The sequence below is a fragment of the Mycobacterium sp. NTMscope_Eco_3 genome (assembly GCF_976985685.1).
The window spans coordinates 4,136,569-4,150,807 of record NZ_CDRJYZ010000001.1 but is presented as its reverse complement, the minus strand read 5'-3'; the positions used below and the strand labels follow the sequence as shown (position 1 = coordinate 4,150,807).

The following is a 14,239-nucleotide window of genomic DNA, read 5'->3' as shown; positions in this document are numbered from 1 at the left end:
GGTTAAGGCTGCGCTGTGGGGGAACCGCGGGGGATGGGCGGCCACCCTGACTACGCTGGCGCTGTGACGCCGCCAGCCGCCCCGACCGCCGTCCGCCGCGCCGGCGTCATCGTCGCGGCGCAGGGCGTGGCCGCGCTGGTCGTGGCCGTGGTCCTGGTGGTGCGCGGGATCGCCGGGGCCGACCAGCATGTGGCCAACGGTCTGGCCACCGCCGGGTGGTTCGTCCTCGTCGGCGCCGGAGTGATCGCCGCGGGGCGCGCGCTGATGCTCGGCAAGCGCTGGGGTCGCGGGCTGGCCGTGATCACCCAGCTGCTCTTGCTGCCGGTGGCGTGGTACCTCGCGGTCGGATCACACCAGCCCGGCTTCGGGATCCCGGCGGGGGTTGTCGCGCTGGTCGTGTTGGGTTTGCTGTTCAGCCCCGCCGCGGTGCGCTGGGCCGCCGGTGGTCAGGGCGACTCCGCCAGTCCCGCCAACCGCGGCCCCGACAGCCGGTAGGTGGTCCATTCGTTCTGCGGTTCCCCGCCGATCCCGTCGTAGAGCGTGATGGCGTCGGCGTTCCAGTTCAGCACCGCCCAGGACAACCGGGTATAGCCCCGCTGCAGGCATTCGCCGGCCAGTGCCGCCAGCAGCGCCCGGGCCAGCCCGCGCCGGCGAAATCCCGGGCGCACGAACAGGTCTTCCAGATAGATGCCCGCCGCGCCGTCCCAGGTGGAGAAGTTGACGAACCACAACGCCGTCGCCGCGACCTCACCGTCCGCCTCCGCCACGTGCCCGTACACCGTCGGGCGGTCACCGAAAAGCGCTGTGGAGATTTGTGTTTCGGTGACGGTGCACTGATCGGCGGCGTGCTCGAATTCGGCCAGCGCGTGGATCAATTCGGTGATGGCGGCGACGTCGTGCGGCGCGGCGCGGCGGATGTCTGCGGTCATCGTTGGACTTCCAGGGCGTTGAGTATCGTGGCGAATTTCGTTGTGGTCTCAGCGACTTCGTCGTCGGGATCGGATTCGGCGACGATACCGCCACCGGCCCGCGCCAGCGCGCTGCGCCGGTCCGCCGACAGCTGCGCGCAGCGCAGCGACACCACCCAGCGGCCGTCGCCGCGGGCGTCGCACCAGCCCACCGCCCCCGCGTAGAACCCGCGGTCGCCCTCCAGCTCGGCAATGAGCTGGACCGCGGCCTTGGTCGGGACGCCCCCGACGGCCGGGGTGGGGTGTAGCGCCAAAGCCAAATCGATTGCGCTCGTTGAGGTATCGCGCAGCCGTCCGCTGATCGGCGTGCACAGGTGCCAGACCGCCGCGGTGCGGCTCAGTTGCGGCTCGGGGGCGATCGACAGGTCGTCGCACAGCGGCTCCAGGGCCGCCCGGATGGTCTCGATGACCAGCTGATGCTCGTGGCGGTTCTTGGCCGAGGAGGCCAGCGCGGCGCCGTTGGCGGCATCGGCGTCGGGGTCGGCGCCGCGCGGGGCCGACCCGGCAAACGGCCGGCACTCGACGCGGTCGCCGCTGCGCGCCACCAAAAGTTCGGGGCTGGCGCCCACCAGGGCCACGCCCGCGTAGTCGTCGCCGGCGGCGCTCAGATCGACGAGGTAGCCGTAGGCGGTAGGGTCCGCCGCGACGAGCCGACGCAAAACGGCCCGCGCGTCCATCGGGGCATCGGCCACCAGCTCCAAGGCGCGGGCCAACACCACCTTGTGCAGCGGGTTGTCCGCGGCGGCGAGCTGATCGCGGGCCCGGCGGACCCGGTCGCGGTAGTCACCCGGCGGCGGGAGGGCCGCGGCCACCCGCACCGGCGGCAGGGCGCCCGTAGGCCAGTCCGGGGGGCCCTTTGTGACATCGACGGCGTGCGGCGTCAGCAACGCGGCCGGGCTGCTGACATCAAAGGGCAACGCGCCCAACACAATCGGCACCTGATTCGACCGCAGCGCCGCCTGCGCCGCGCCCACGTCGCCGTAGCGCCGCAGCACGCCGTCGGCGATCAGGGTTTGCGTCGGCCCGCACAGCACGAACGGCGGTTCGGCGTTCAGATGCTCGACTCCTCCTCGCGCCGCTGCGCGGCGCGCATCGTCGTCTTCGGCGTTCAGATGCTCGACTCCTCCTCGCGCCGCTGCGCGGCGCGTATCGTCGTCTTCGCGGTTCACTGTCCCGTCAACCCGAGCGCCCGCAACTGCCGCACCCCGTGCTCGAACCCGCAGACCGCGATCGAGGCGGTGATCATGCCGAAGCGGCTGCCCTCGACCAGCGGCAGTTCGACCCAGCGGGTGATCACCGCGCGGGAGAAGTGGCCATGGCTGACGAAGACCACGTCGCGCGACTCCATGTGCCGCAGCGCCGTCGTGACCGCGGCGTCGGCCCGCTCGCTGACCTGCGCGACGCTCTCACCGCCGGGGCATCCGTGCGTCCACACCAGCCAGTCGGGCACCGACTCCCGGATCTGTTCGGTGGTCATGCCCTCATAGGAGCCGTAGTCCCACTCCGCGAGCTGTTCTGTCACCTCGTCGATGGACAACCCGGCCAGCTCCGCGGTGACCAGCGAGCGTCGCCGCGGGCTGCTGATCACCAGCGGGTCAACAAGTTTCAGTTCACCCAGCGCCCTGCCGGCCAGCTGCGCCTGTTCCCGGCCGGCGTCGGTCAGCTCGACCTCGGTGCGGCCGGTGTGCTGGCCGGATTTCGACCACTCGGTCTCGCCGTGGCGCAGCAGCACCAAACGGTGATCGTGCAAGCCCATACCGAATGATTCTGCCGGACGACATGCGGTGGCCGCTGGGCCCAAGCGCATGGTGGACGAACATGCCAGGATGGCACTGTGAACGCGCGGCGATGCGGAGGGGCGGGCGGCTGGTGAGTAGGACCCGGGTATTGGCGGTGGCCAACCAGAAGGGTGGCGTCGCCAAGACGACCACCGTTGCCTCGCTGGGGGCGGCGATGGTGGAGGAGAAGAAGCGGGTGCTGCTGGTCGACCTCGACCCGCAGGGCTGCCTGACCTTCTCGCTGGGCCAAGACCCCGACAAACTCCCGGTGTCCGTGCACGAGGTGTTGCTCGGCGAGGTCGAGCCCAACGCCGCGCTGGTCGAGACGGCGGAGGGAATGGCGCTGCTACCGGCCAACATTGACCTGGCGGGGGCCGAGGCGATGCTGCTGATGCGGGCGGGCCGCGAATACGCGCTCAAGCGCGCGCTGGCCAAGCTCGGCGACGACTTCGACGTGGTGATCATCGACTGCCCGCCGTCGCTGGGCGTGCTCACCCTCAACGGGCTGACCGCCGCCGACGAGGTCATCGTGCCGCTGCAGTGCGAGACGCTCGCGCATCGCGGCGTCGGCCAGTTCCTGCGCACCGTCGCCGATGTCCAGCAGATCACCAACCCGGAGCTGCGCCTGCTCGGCGCCTTGCCGACGCTGTACGACTCGCGCACCACCCACACCCGCGACGTGCTGCTCGACGTCGCCGACCGCTACAGCCTGCCGGTGCTGGCCCCGCCGATTCCGCGCACGGTGCGTTTCGCGGAGGCCAGCGCCTCGGGTTCGTCGGTGATGGCGGGCCGCAAGAACAAGGGCGCGTCGGCCTACGGCGAGCTGGCGGCGGCGCTGCTCAAGCACTGGAAGAGCGGTAAGCCACTGCCGACGTTCGCCGTCGAGGTGTAGTTCCCACCGCGGGCGGCGTGAGCCGGGCGCGTGCTGAACTGCCGCGGCAACCTGAGCGTTCAGCCCAGGGCGACCACGGTGTCGCCGCGCTGCTCGAAGATCCGAGAACCCGACACGGCGGGGATCACCGCCGCTCCCGGTGGCGGGGCACTCGCCGTGCGGTCCACCGGAATGTAGCGCTCGCCGACGCCGCTGACCGGGTCGTAGACGCCGATCGCGCCGGTGACGGGCACCAGCAGCCGACCCGCCATCATCACTCCCGGCCCCAACGGCGCCGCCTTGTCGCCCGCGGCGATGGTGTAGCGCAGCGCCAGGGTGTTCACGTCGAAAACCATCAGCGAATCGCCGGTCCACCAGGTCAGCAGGCTGCCGGCGTGGGAGACCGCCGCCGCGCGCGACGGCGGCTTGGGCAGCAGGGTGCTCGCCACGGTGGCGCCGGTTTCGTCGATCACGTCCATCCGGGGCTGGGGCGCGGGCAGGTACACCGCGGTGGCGTTGTCCCGGACGGCCAGCACCCGGGCGCCCGAATCGGGCGCGATCCCCGGCTCGGCCACGATGTGTTGTTGGGGTTCGTCGTCGTCCTTGCCGGGCCGGAGCAGCACCAGGCGCAGGTCGGCCTGGTTCGCGCAGCTCTCCAGCACCGAGACGGCGGTCGAGCTGGCCGCGGCCGAGATCAGCTTGCAGCCGGAGTGCAGGCCCCGCGCCGACGGCTTCACCCGGGCGTCGGTCTCGCCGTAGGCCACCATGCGCACCATGTCCGAGCGCCACAGCTCCAGGTGGGTGTCGCCTACCGACAACACCGTCATGCCGTCGGAGGAGAGCCGCACCCGCGGGTCGGCGTAGCCGCTGCGGGCGGGGCCGCGGCGGCCGGTGGAGCCGTCCAGGGTGCTCACCTGCCCGCAGCCGCGATCGTCCCGATAAACCCCGACGGCGTAGCGGTACAGCCAGGAGACTCCGCAGAGGGCGGTGTCGCGGGCGTAGCTCCAGCGGGACTGGCCCGTGCCGGCATCGCGCCCGTCGATCCGGACGCCCGCACCGGTGACGACCACGCCGCCCACCACGACCGGCTCGGTGGTGGCCGGACTGGCGGCGGTCCACAGCTGTTTCAAGCCGGCCGGCACCTGCCGGGCCGGGCTCGGGTTGGGTGCCGGGACGGCGGCCGGTCGGCTGCTGGTCGCCCGCGCGTCGCTGGTCCACCAGATCAGGGCCGCGGCCACGGCGACGACGACCGCGATGGCCGCGGCGGCCAGGATGTCGCGCTTGGTCCGGCGCTCGGGTCTGACCATGCGGGGCGCGGTGCGTTAGTTGGTTTGCGCGGTGGGGGCCGCGGCGGAGGCTTCCGCCGGCTTGCGGCGCCGACGGCGGCGACGGCTGGAGCCGGGGTTCCCCGGCGGCGAGGCGGCCGGCGTTTCCGCGGTCGCCTCACCGTTGCTGCTCGCGGCGCCGTTGCCCGACGGGTGCCCGCTGACCGGCTGGCCACCGCGGGTGCGCCGCCGCGTCCCGGACCGGCGCGCGGTCTTCTCCGATTTCTGTCCCGGCTTCTGGGCCGCGCGCTCGGCGGTGCGGCGCGCGCCCTGCGCCTTGCGGGCCGCGCCCACCGTGCCCCCGGCCTCGGCGGGGATGCTCAGCTCCTCGTACAGGTGCGGCGAGCTGGAGTAGGTCTCGGCGGGTTCGGGGTTGTCCAGCCCCAGCGCCTTGTCGATCAGCGCCCAGCGGGTGAGCTCGTCCCAGTCCACCAGGGTGACGGCGACGCCGGTCTTGCCGGCGCGGCCGGTGCGACCGATGCGGTGCACGTAGGCCTGCTCGTCCTCGGGGATCTGGTAGTTGATGACGTGGGTGACGTCATCGATGTCGATGCCGCGCGCGGCCACGTCGGTGGCCACCAGCACGTCGATGTCGCCGGTCCGGAAAGCCTTGAGCGCCTTCTCGCGCGCCACCTGCCCGAGGTCGCCGTGGACGGCGCCCACCGCGAAACCGCGCTCGGCCAACTCGTCGGCGACCTTCTGCGCGGTGCGCTTGGTGCGGGTGAAGATCATCGTGGCGCCGCGGCCCTCGGCCTGCAGGATCCGACTGACCAGCTCCACCTTGTCCAGGGCGTGGGCCCGATAGGCGTACTGGGCGGTGGTGTCGTGGGTGGCCGCCGAGTGCGGCGCCTCCGCCCGGATGTGGGTGGGCTGGTTCATGAAGGTGCGGGCCAGCGTGATGATCGGGTCCGGCATCGTTGCCGAGAACAGCATCGACTGCCGGGCGACGGGGATCTGGCGCAGGATGCGCTCGATGTCGGGCAAAAAGCCGAGGTCGAGCATCTCGTCGGCCTCGTCGAGCACCAGCACCGAGAGCCCACCGAGCTGCAGGTGACCCTGCTGGCTCAGGTCGAGCAGCCGGCCCGGGGTGCCCACCACGACGTCGGCGCCGGCGCGCAGCGCCTCGATCTGCGTCTCGTAGGGACGGCCGCCGTAAATAGAAACCACCGAGAGCCGTCGGCCGCCGTCGGCGGTCAGATGCTTGGCCGCGAGCGCCAGGTCATCGGTCACCTGCAGGCACAGCTCGCGGGTGGGCACCACGATCAGCGCGCGCGGTGTGCCGTTGAGGGGCCGCTCGGCGGAGCCGGACGTGATGCGCTGCAGCAGCGGCACCCCGAAGGCGAAGGTCTTGCCCATGCCGGTGCGGGCCTGGCCGATCAGATCGTCGCCGGCGAGCGCCAGCGGCAGGGTCAGCTCCTGGATGGCAAAAGGGCTTTCGATCCCTTTTTCGGAGAGCGCCCGCACGACTTCGTCGCGGACGCCGAGTTGAGCAAAGGTCAGTTCAGTTGTGCTGGTCAGTGTGGTCATGCGTGGGTAGGTAGCCTCTCGGGACGTATCGGATTGAGTCGGTGTTTCTCTGTCGCGGTCACGCGCGCACGAGTTCCGACTCCGAATACGTCGCCGAGTCGCGGGCTCCGGCTCAGTCTGGGTGGTCCCAGCCCGGGCGGGCCTGCTGTGCACGCACATTTCGCCGATAGCGGCGTGGGAAGAACATTGGCACAAATACAGCCGCCATCTAGCTACATGATAGCTGGTCGAACGCTGGCCCCATGTTGCGCCAAGCCCGCCGACTACAGTGTTGCCATGACCCGGCCCTCTTACCAGCCCTCTTCCACCGACCAAGTGGACGAACCGGCTGCCCCACGACTGTCGGCCGATCACCCCGGGGTCAACGAGTTGTTCGCGGTCTTGGCCTACGGTGAGATCGCCGCGTTCTACCGGCTCACCGACGAGGCGCGGATGGCGCCTGACCTGCGCGGACGGATCTCAATGGCGAGCATGGCCGCCGCCGAGATGCAGCACTATGAGCAGCTGCGCGACGCGCTGGAAAGCCGCGGCGTCGACGTGGTGCCGGCGATGTCGAAGTACGTGTCGGCGCTGGAGAACTACCACCGCCTGACGATGCCCAGCACGTGGCTGGAAGCTTTGGTGAAGACGTATGTCGGCGACGCCCTGGCCGCCGATCTGTATCTGGAGATCGCCGACGGGCTGCCCGGCGAGGTCGCCGACGTGGTGCGGGGGGCGCTGGCGGAGACCGGGCACTCGCAGTTCGTCGTCGCCGAGGTGCGCGCGGCCGTCACGTCCAGCGGCAAACAGCGCAGCCGGCTGGCGCTGTGGTCACGCCGCCTGTTCGGCGAGGCGATCACCCAGGCCCAGTACCTGCTGGCCGACCACGACGAACTCGTCGACCTGGTGATGTCGGGCGCCGGCGGGCTGGGCCAGCTCAACGCGTTCTTCGATCGGTTGCAGCAGACGCACGACCGCCGCATGCACGAATTGGGCCTGAGCTGACCCGCAGGTCACTCAGTGTGAGCAGGTCGCCATGTTCGAAGGGGCGGCCGACGCCATGACCCGCTGGCCGGCGGCGTTGAAGACCGAGCAGCTGAGCTGGCCGTAGAAGCTGGTCGCGACCACGGATTCGGTCTGCACCCCGGGATTCAGGACCACCACCTTCGACCACGGCAGCGACACGTTGAACTCGCTCTGCGGGACGCCGCGCGCGTCGGTGTAGACGACGTTCACCAGGTCCAGCAGCTGCTTGGTCCCGCTCACGCTGTAGACGACGGTACGCGGGTTCAGCGTGGCCGTCGGCGGCGGCGGCGCGAGAGGCGGTGCGGCCGTGGGTGTTTGGGCCGCCGGGGTACTCGGCGCGGCGCTCGGTGTGGTGACGGTCGTCACGGTCTCCGGCGGCAACTGGGCCACGCGTGAGGGGTTCGGTGGCGCGGACGCCTTGGTGGTCGCGGGCGCTGAGGTCACCGGGTGGGGAGCCGGCGCTCCCAGCGTGGCCTTGGTGGAGGCGCTGTCGCCGCTGTTGATGATGACGGCGGTGGCGATGGCGCCGACGGCCACCACCGCGCCGAGGATCGCCGTCGCGGGCCGCCAGCGCGAGTCGCTCGGCCAGCCCGTCCAGTTGTAGTCGGCGTGCAGGTAGGGGTCGGTGTCGCAGTCGTCAGCGTCGTCGTCCGGGTAGCTCCGGATCCGGTCGTCGAGGTGCGGCAATGTGGTACCCATGGGGCCGAAGTTAGCCATGTGAAAGCACGGATCGGGTATCGCGCGGGTGTGTGTGACAACCTGCAAGCGAATCGTTATCGGCGCGCGACCGAAGTTTCGCTGACCGCGAAGTGTGGGGACGCGACGGGGTGGGGGTCGGCCGCGTCCACTAGCCTGCTGCTGACAGGGCTGGGACGTCGCCGCCCGCGCAAGACTTCATATACCTACGGAAGGGGTGACCGTGGAGGTCAAGATCGGGATCACGGATAGTCCGCGCGAGTTGGTCCTCGCCAGCGACCAGACACCCGCCGAAGTCGAAGAACTGGTCAGTGCCGCGCTCAGCGAGGGATCGGGTCTGCTGCGACTGAGCGACGAGCGGGGCCGTCGCTACCTGATCCACACCACCAAGATCGCCTACGTCGAGATCGGCGTCGCCGACGCGCGACGGGTCGGCTTCGGGATCGGTGCCGAAATCGAAGCCGGGAAACACGCCGGCAAGGGGCGTTAGGACCGGGTCAGCGGCACGTGTGACAGTCCGCCCCAGGCGAACTGGACGGTGCCCTCGACGGCGTCCGCCTTGGAGATCGGGCGGTCGGAGTCGAGCCAGTACCTGGCGCAGTCGACGCTGATGCCGACCAGCCCGACGGCGATCATCCGCGCGCGGTGCGGGTCCAGCCCGGAATCCTCGCTGATCAACGCGAACACCGCGTCGATGCAGGATTCGGTCGCCACGCGCACCTGGGCGGCCACCTCGGGTTCGGTGACGTAGTCGTTCTCGAAGATCAGCCGGTAACCCTGGCTGTCGTGCTCGATGAAATCGAAAAACGCCTGAACCGCGGCGTGCAACCGCCGGCGGTTGTCCTTGGTGGCGCTCAGTGCCTGCTGGACGCCGGAGACCAGGTTTTCCACGTGCCGCGCCAGCACCGCGAGGTACAGCTCGAGCTTGCTCGTAAAGTGTTGGTACAGAACGGGTTTGCTGACCCCGGCCCGATCGGCGATCTCGTCCATGCCGGCCGCGTGGTAGCCGCGGTCGACGAAGACGTCGCTGGCGACGATGAGCAGCTGGCCGCGGCGCTCATCGCGGGGTAGCCGGTTTCCTCGCCGGTTGGTAGCCCCGGCACCGTCCGCCGGCCGGCCGCGGTCGGCCGATCTGACGGCACGCCGTGCCGGCATCTTGGCGAGTTCGCTCATCGAGTCCTCATCTGATTGTCGGCGGCCGACCGTCGGTTCACCGGGGCCAGCCGCTCGCAGCTCGTTAAAAGACCTTACTACCCGCGGGGTTGGACCTGCCGCCATCGCGGTTGTCGCCCTGGCAGAAGCGGTGTCGGGCGGGGGATTCGGGCGCGCCACGGTCGGCGCGGCTGGTGCGCTGTGTAATCCTGGGAAAATGACGTCGCAGCGGCCCCCGCGCAGCACCGGTCGCGTGCCGATGCTCCGCGACGAGTGGCGCGAACCGCTGCGGGCGCTGCGTGATCCGCTGGCCGCCCCGGAAGCCGGGCGCGCGCGGGCCGACCGTGGGCGGCAGCGGCAGTGGCGCAAACAAACGTGGCTGGGGCGGTTCGTCTCCACCTACGGCTGGCGCGCGTACGCGCTGCCCGTGCTGGCGGTGCTGACGGCCGTGGTCATGTATCAGACGGTGACCGGCGCCGGCGCGTCGAAGCCGACGGCGAGTCAGCCCATCGAGAGTCCGCCCGCGATCGGCGCGGTGGGCACCACGATCATCGACGCGCCGCCGCGTGGGCTCGCCGCGTTCGACGCCAACCTGCCGGCCGGGACGTTGCCGGACGGCGGCCCCTTCACCGAAGCGGGCGACAAGACGTGGCACGTGGTGCCGGGCACGACGCCCCAGATCGGTCAGGGCACCGCCAAGGTGTTCCGGTACACGGTCGAGGTGGAGAACGGCATCGACCCGACGATGTTCGGCGGCGACGAAGCATTCGCCCAGATGGTCGACCAGACGCTGGCCAATCCGAAAGGCTGGACGCACAACCCGCAGTTCGCCTTCATCCGGGTCGACGGCGCCGCCGGGGCAAAACCCGACTTTCGGATCTCGCTGGTGTCGCCGGTGACGGTGCGGGAGGGGTGCGGCTACGAATTCCGGCTGGAGACCTCCTGCTACAACCCGGTTTTCGGCGCCAACCGCGAGGCCCGGGTCTTCATCAACGAGGCGCGCTGGGTGCGCGGCGCCGTGCCGTTCGAAGGGGACATCGGTTCGTACCGGCAGTACGTGATCAACCACGAGGTGGGCCACGCCATCGGATACCTGCATCACGAGGCCTGTGAGCAGCAGGGCGCCCTGGCGCCGGTGATGATGCAGCAGACGTTCTCCACGTCCAACAACGACGCCGCGCAATTCGACCCGGACACCGTCAAGGCCGACGGGAAGACCTGCCGCTTCAACCCCTGGCCGTACCCGATCGCCTAGCCGGGCCCAGCCCCCCTACGATGCGCGCAGCGTCTCGTTGCCGTCGTCCCGGCGGGCTGCTGTGATGGTTTGAGAAGCCGAACCGCGAAGCCGAACCGAGGAGATGGTGTCCGTGTCGTCGTTGCCGCCTCTGGTGGCACCCGCAGACCACCTGACCGGAGACGAGGTGGCGCGCTATAGCCGCCACCTGATCATTCCCGGCCTGGGCGTCGACGGGCAGAAGCGGCTCAAGAACGCCCGGGTGCTGGTGATCGGTGCCGGCGGGCTGGGGGCGCCCACCTTGCTCTACCTGGCCGCGGCTGGCGTGGGCACGATCGGCATCGTCGAATTCGACGTGGTCGAGGAATCGAACCTGCACCGCCAGATCATTCACGGCGTGGCCGACGTCGGCCGTCCCAAGGCCGTCTCGGCGCGGGAGTCGATGGCCGCGATCAACCCGCTCGTCGACGTGCGTCTGCACGAGGTGCGCCTGGACTCGACGAACGCCGTCGAGTTGTTCGGCCGCTACGACCTGATCGTGGACGGCACCGACAACTTCGCCACCCGGTACCTGATCAACGACGCCGCGGTGCTGGCGAAAAAGCCGTACGTGTGGGGGTCGATCTCCCAATTCGAGGGGCAGATCTCGGTGTGCTGGGAGGATGCGCCGGATGGGCGCGGCCTCAACTACCGCGATCTCTACCCGGAACCCCCGCCGCCCGGCACCGTTCCGTCGTGCGCCGAAGGCGGCGTGCTGGGCATCGTCTGCGCCTCGGTCGCCTCGGTGATGAGCACCGAGGTGATCAAACTCATCACCGGCATCGGCGAATCGCTGTTGGGCCGGTTGATGATCTACGACGCGCTGCAAATGACCTATCGCACCATCGCGATTCGCCGGGATCCGTCCGACGCGTCGCGGCCGAAGATCACCGAGCTCGTCGACTACGAGCAGTTGTGCGGCGCGGTGGCCGGCCCCTCAGCCGGCGGCGACGGCGACTCCGCCATCACCCCGCGGGAGCTGCGTGAGCTGCTGGATTCCGGCAAGGAGCTGGCCCTGATCGACGTCCGCGAGCCCGTGGAGTTCGACATCGTGCACATCGACGGGGCGCAGCTGATCCCGCAGTCCTCGATTAACTCCGGTGAGGGCCTGGCAAAGCTGCCGCGGGACCGCATGCCGGTGCTGTATTGCAAAACGGGCGTGCGCTCGGCGCAGGCGCTGGCGGTGCTGAAGCAGGCGGGATTCGCCGATGCGGTGCATCTGCAGGGCGGAATTGTGGCCTGGGCGCAGCAGATACAGCCCGACATGATCCTGTACTGAGCTTCGCCGCTGTTGGACTCGATTAGAGTACCGGTGTGACAGTCGAGCCACCGCCGGACCATGTGCTGTCGGCGTTCGGCTTGGCCGGCGTCAAACCCGTCTATCTGGGCGCGAGCTGGGAGGGCGGCTGGCGGTGCGGCGAAGTCGTTTTGTCGCTGGTGGCCGACAACGCCCGGGCGTCGTGGTCCGCGCGGGTCCGCGAGACGTTGTTCGTCGACGGGGTCCGGCTGGCCCGTCCGGTCCGTTCCACCGACGGGCGCTACGTCGTTTCCGGGTGGCGGGCGGACACCTTCGTCGCCGGGACACCGGAGCCCCGCCACGACGAGGTCGTCTCGGCGGCGGTGCGCCTGCACGAGGCGACGGGCAAATTGGAGCGCCCCCGCTTTCTGACCCAGGGCCCCACGGCGCCCTGGGGGGACGTCGACATCTTCATCGCCGCCGACCGCGCGGCGTGGGAGGAACGGCCGCTGGCCTCGGTGCCGCCCGGCGCGCGGGTGGCCCCGGCGACCGCGGACGCCGAGCGCTCGGTGGAGCTGCTCAACCAGCTCGCCACGTTGCGCAAGCCGACCAAGAGTCCCAACCAGCTGGTCCACGGGGACCTTTACGGCACAGTGCTTTTCGTGGGCACCGCGGCGCCGGGCATCACCGACATCACCCCGTACTGGCGGCCCGCGTCGTGGGCGGCGGGCGTGGCCGTCATCGACGCGTTGTCCTGGGGCGAGGCCGACGACGGACTCATCGAACGCTGGAACGCGCTGCCGGAATGGCCGCAGATGTTGTTGCGGGCGTTGATGTTTCGCCTTGCGGTCCACGCGCTGCACCCGCGGTCCACCGCCGAGGCGTTCCCCGGGCTGGCCCGCACCGCGGCGCTGGTCCGATTGGTGCTCTAGCCGCGTGGCGTCCCGCCACTAAACCCCGTCGGGGAATTCGTAACGAACCTCGCCCAGCGCGATCCTGCCGTCGTGGGCGAGCACGCCCTCGGCGCGCAGCAGCTCCAGCTGGCGGGTGGTCAGGTGGCGCGCCGGGCGGCCGGAGGCGGTGATCACCCGGTGCCACGGGAGGTCCGAGGAGTCGGTCCGCATGATCCAGCCGACGATCCGCGGGCTGGAAAGCCCTGCGACGGAGGCGATGTCGCCGTAGGTGGCCACCCTGCCGGACGGGATGGCGGCGACCAGCGCCCGCACCCGCTCGACTTGATCGTCGGTCACCGGCGCCACGGTCAGCGGGCTTCCAGCAACTCGCGGGCCAGCGCGGCGACTTCGTCGGGCTTGGCGTAGGGCACCATGTGGTTGCAGTCGAAATCCAGTAGCCGGAAACGCGATCCCAGCCGCTGCGCAAGGCCCGCGACGAGTTCGTCGGTGACGTACGGCGGTGATGTTCGCTTGGCGCGCACCAGGATCGTCGGCGTCTGCGCCGGGGGCAGCACGGCGTCGCGGGCGAGCTCGCTCCAGTACGCCATCATCGCGGGCAGGCTGATGCGCCAGCCATAGCGGCCGTTGGGCAGCGCGATCAGATGCTCGTCGAGCTCGGCGTCGAGCAGTGCGGGCTCGACATCCGACCACGAGCCGTGCACCTTTTCCATGCGCGCTTCCTCCGCGTCCGGATAGTCGGGCGAGGACAACATGGCCTCGGCGATGTCGCGCATCCACGCGCCGTCCAATCCGATCGCCGGATCCAGCAGCAGCAGCCCCGCCACCCGGTTCGGGCGGGCCGCGGCCAGGTGCATGGCGAGGCCTGCGCCGAACGAGTGGCCGACCACCACCACGGGCGTGCCCGCCTGGTCGTCGAGGAGGGCGGCCAGTGCGGAGATGTTGGCGTCGATGGTCCACGGCGCCGCCCACGAGGACCGGCCGTGGCCGAGCAGATCCGGTGCGGCCAGCCCGATCTCGGGCAGCAAGCCCGAAAGCTGCTGCCAACGCTGCCCGTGCCCCGTCAACCCGTGCAGCGCCAATATCCGCGCCGGGCCTGGCGGGCCGTAGCGGTGGACGTACAACTCAGCGGTCACCCGTCGATGGTGCCAGCCGCGTCGCGGGCGGTCCTCAGGGGTCGGTCCTCAGCGATCGTCGTCCCGATCGTCGTCCGCGGACACCACGTAGGCCTGCTCGATCACGTCGGCTTCGTTGGCTTCGCGGTCCCGGGCGCTCACGTAATCGGTGTCCAGGCCGGCCTCGTCGTCGGAATCGGCGGGCCGCAGTTGCTCCACCGCGTCGCCTTCGGGCGCCTCGTCGGTGGGAAAGCCGTCTTCGTCGTCCGTCATGGTCTTTCACCCCTCCTTCCGTGCGTCGAGACCATTCTTCGCGCTGCTCCGGCTTCCAGGGTACGAGGCCGGGTCGGCGCCGGCCGGGTCCACTTGTCACACCCTGGT

17 protein-coding genes are annotated in these 14,239 nt (G+C 70.4%); 7 read left to right on the top strand and 10 right to left on the bottom strand.

Translation table 11 applies throughout. The features are described from left to right. Positions 1-63: 63 nt before the first annotated feature. Entirely contained in the window at positions 64-495 is a 432-nt protein-coding gene (locus AC0KTM_RS19070) for a hypothetical protein (protein WP_238956666.1), read from the top strand. Here the strand turns inward: AC0KTM_RS19070 and AC0KTM_RS19065 are convergent. The 3 genes from AC0KTM_RS19065 to AC0KTM_RS19055 form a co-directional block, all read right to left on the bottom strand. Further along, complete coding sequence (locus AC0KTM_RS19065) at positions 447-929, bottom strand: GNAT family N-acetyltransferase (RefSeq protein WP_238956665.1); 483 nt, start codon at positions 927-929, stop codon at positions 447-449. The two genes, AC0KTM_RS19070 and AC0KTM_RS19065, sit on opposite strands and share 49 nt — an antisense overlap. After that, the gene (locus tag AC0KTM_RS19060) at positions 926-2,023 is read right to left on the bottom strand and encodes an isochorismate synthase (protein WP_225329926.1); all 1,098 of its coding nucleotides are present in this window, start codon (positions 2,021-2,023) and stop codon (positions 926-928) included. The genes AC0KTM_RS19065 and AC0KTM_RS19060 overlap by 4 nt, the downstream gene beginning before the upstream one ends. Positions 2,024-2,133: 110 nt before the next feature. After that, positions 2,134-2,724 carry an acid phosphatase gene (locus AC0KTM_RS19055; RefSeq protein ID WP_225329909.1) on the bottom strand — a complete coding sequence of 197 codons (591 nt, stop codon included), beginning with the start codon at positions 2,722-2,724 and terminating at the stop codon, positions 2,134-2,136. A gap of 113 nt (positions 2,725-2,837) precedes the next feature. Here AC0KTM_RS19055 and AC0KTM_RS19050 point away from each other — a divergent pair, with 113 nt between their 5' ends. Further along, the gene (locus AC0KTM_RS19050) at positions 2,838-3,638 is read left to right on the top strand and encodes a ParA family protein (RefSeq protein WP_225329910.1); all 801 of its coding nucleotides are present in this window, start codon (positions 2,838-2,840) and stop codon (positions 3,636-3,638) included. Between the two features lie 59 nt (positions 3,639-3,697). On the opposite strand, the gene AC0KTM_RS19045 is transcribed toward AC0KTM_RS19050, so the two are convergent. Continuing rightward, positions 3,698-4,924 (bottom strand): Rv3212 family protein, encoded by a 1,227-nt coding sequence (locus AC0KTM_RS19045; protein ID WP_225329911.1) that lies wholly within the window; start codon positions 4,922-4,924, stop codon positions 3,698-3,700. A gap of 15 nt (positions 4,925-4,939) precedes the next feature. Continuing rightward, positions 4,940-6,469: a DEAD/DEAH box helicase gene (locus AC0KTM_RS19040; protein WP_472416406.1), complete on the bottom strand. Its 1,530-nt coding sequence runs from the start codon at positions 6,467-6,469 to the stop codon at positions 4,940-4,942. 276 nt (positions 6,470-6,745) lie between these two features. On the opposite strand from AC0KTM_RS19040, the gene AC0KTM_RS19035 reads away from it, so the two are divergent. After that, complete coding sequence (locus AC0KTM_RS19035) at positions 6,746-7,453, top strand: ferritin-like fold-containing protein (RefSeq protein WP_472416405.1); 708 nt, start codon at positions 6,746-6,748, stop codon at positions 7,451-7,453. Between the two features lie 12 nt (positions 7,454-7,465). Here AC0KTM_RS19035 and AC0KTM_RS19030 read toward each other — a convergent pair whose 3' ends face one another. Continuing rightward, entirely contained in the window at positions 7,466-8,173 is a 708-nt protein-coding gene (locus AC0KTM_RS19030) for an MmpS family transport accessory protein (protein ID WP_225329914.1), read from the bottom strand. Between the two features lie 220 nt (positions 8,174-8,393). Between AC0KTM_RS19030 and AC0KTM_RS19025 the strand changes: the two genes are divergently transcribed. After that, a complete protein-coding gene (locus tag AC0KTM_RS19025) occupies positions 8,394-8,660 on the top strand; it encodes a DUF3107 domain-containing protein (protein WP_225329915.1) in 267 nt (88 codons plus the stop codon). Here AC0KTM_RS19025 and AC0KTM_RS19020 read toward each other — a convergent pair. After that, entirely contained in the window at positions 8,657-9,343 is a 687-nt protein-coding gene (locus tag AC0KTM_RS19020; RefSeq protein WP_225329916.1) for a TetR/AcrR family transcriptional regulator, read from the bottom strand. The genes AC0KTM_RS19025 and AC0KTM_RS19020 overlap by 4 nt on opposite strands. A gap of 196 nt (positions 9,344-9,539) precedes the next feature. Here AC0KTM_RS19020 and AC0KTM_RS19015 point away from each other — a divergent pair, with 196 nt between their 5' ends. The 3 genes from AC0KTM_RS19015 to AC0KTM_RS19005 all read left to right on the top strand — a co-directional run bounded on the left by AC0KTM_RS19015 (position 9,540) and on the right by AC0KTM_RS19005 (position 12,764). Beyond that, positions 9,540-10,577: a DUF3152 domain-containing protein gene (locus AC0KTM_RS19015; RefSeq protein ID WP_472416403.1), complete on the top strand. Its 1,038-nt coding sequence runs from the start codon at positions 9,540-9,542 to the stop codon at positions 10,575-10,577. A 103-nt stretch (positions 10,578-10,680) separates the two neighbouring features. Then, positions 10,681-11,874 (top strand): adenylyltransferase/sulfurtransferase MoeZ, encoded by a 1,194-nt coding sequence (gene moeZ / locus AC0KTM_RS19010; RefSeq protein WP_472416401.1) that lies wholly within the window; start codon positions 10,681-10,683, stop codon positions 11,872-11,874. Between the two features lie 35 nt (positions 11,875-11,909). Further along, a complete protein-coding gene (locus tag AC0KTM_RS19005; protein WP_225329919.1) occupies positions 11,910-12,764 on the top strand; it encodes a TIGR02569 family protein in 855 nt (284 codons plus the stop codon). 18 nt (positions 12,765-12,782) lie between these two features. On the opposite strand, the gene AC0KTM_RS19000 is transcribed toward AC0KTM_RS19005, so the two are convergent. The 3 genes from AC0KTM_RS19000 to AC0KTM_RS18990 are packed head-to-tail and all read right to left on the bottom strand — an operon-like array spanning position 12,783 to position 14,131. Next, positions 12,783-13,091, bottom strand: a complete 309-nt coding sequence (locus tag AC0KTM_RS19000) for an MGMT family protein (RefSeq protein WP_225329920.1) — start codon at positions 13,089-13,091, stop codon at positions 12,783-12,785. Between the two features lie 2 nt (positions 13,092-13,093). After that, positions 13,094-13,879: an alpha/beta fold hydrolase gene (locus tag AC0KTM_RS18995; protein WP_225329921.1), complete on the bottom strand. Its 786-nt coding sequence runs from the start codon at positions 13,877-13,879 to the stop codon at positions 13,094-13,096. Between the two features lie 48 nt (positions 13,880-13,927). Then, positions 13,928-14,131 (bottom strand): hypothetical protein, encoded by a 204-nt coding sequence (locus tag AC0KTM_RS18990; protein ID WP_472416399.1) that lies wholly within the window; start codon positions 14,129-14,131, stop codon positions 13,928-13,930. Between the last annotated feature and the right edge of the window lie 108 nt (positions 14,132-14,239).

Coding starts and splice junctions, on each gene's coding strand:
- AC0KTM_RS19065 (WP_238956665.1), bottom strand. CDS start 929: ATGACCGCAGACATCCGCCGCGCCGCGCCGCACGACGTCGCCGCCATC.
- AC0KTM_RS19055 (WP_225329909.1), bottom strand. CDS start 2,724: ATGGGCTTGCACGATCACCGTTTGGTGCTGCTGCGCCACGGCGAGACC.
- AC0KTM_RS19045 (WP_225329911.1), bottom strand. CDS start 4,924: ATGGTCAGACCCGAGCGCCGGACCAAGCGCGACATCCTGGCCGCCGCG.
- AC0KTM_RS19040 (WP_472416406.1), bottom strand. CDS start 6,469: ATGACCACACTGACCAGCACAACTGAACTGACCTTTGCTCAACTCGGC.
- AC0KTM_RS19035 (WP_472416405.1), top strand. CDS start 6,746: ATGACCCGGCCCTCTTACCAGCCCTCTTCCACCGACCAAGTGGACGAA.
- AC0KTM_RS19030 (WP_225329914.1), bottom strand. CDS start 8,173: ATGGGTACCACATTGCCGCACCTCGACGACCGGATCCGGAGCTACCCG.
- AC0KTM_RS19020 (WP_225329916.1), bottom strand. CDS start 9,343: ATGAGCGAACTCGCCAAGATGCCGGCACGGCGTGCCGTCAGATCGGCC.
- AC0KTM_RS19015 (WP_472416403.1), top strand. CDS start 9,540: ATGACGTCGCAGCGGCCCCCGCGCAGCACCGGTCGCGTGCCGATGCTC.
- moeZ (WP_472416401.1), top strand. CDS start 10,681: ATGGTGTCCGTGTCGTCGTTGCCGCCTCTGGTGGCACCCGCAGACCAC.
- AC0KTM_RS18990 (WP_472416399.1), bottom strand. CDS start 14,131: ATGACGGACGACGAAGACGGCTTTCCCACCGACGAGGCGCCCGAAGGC.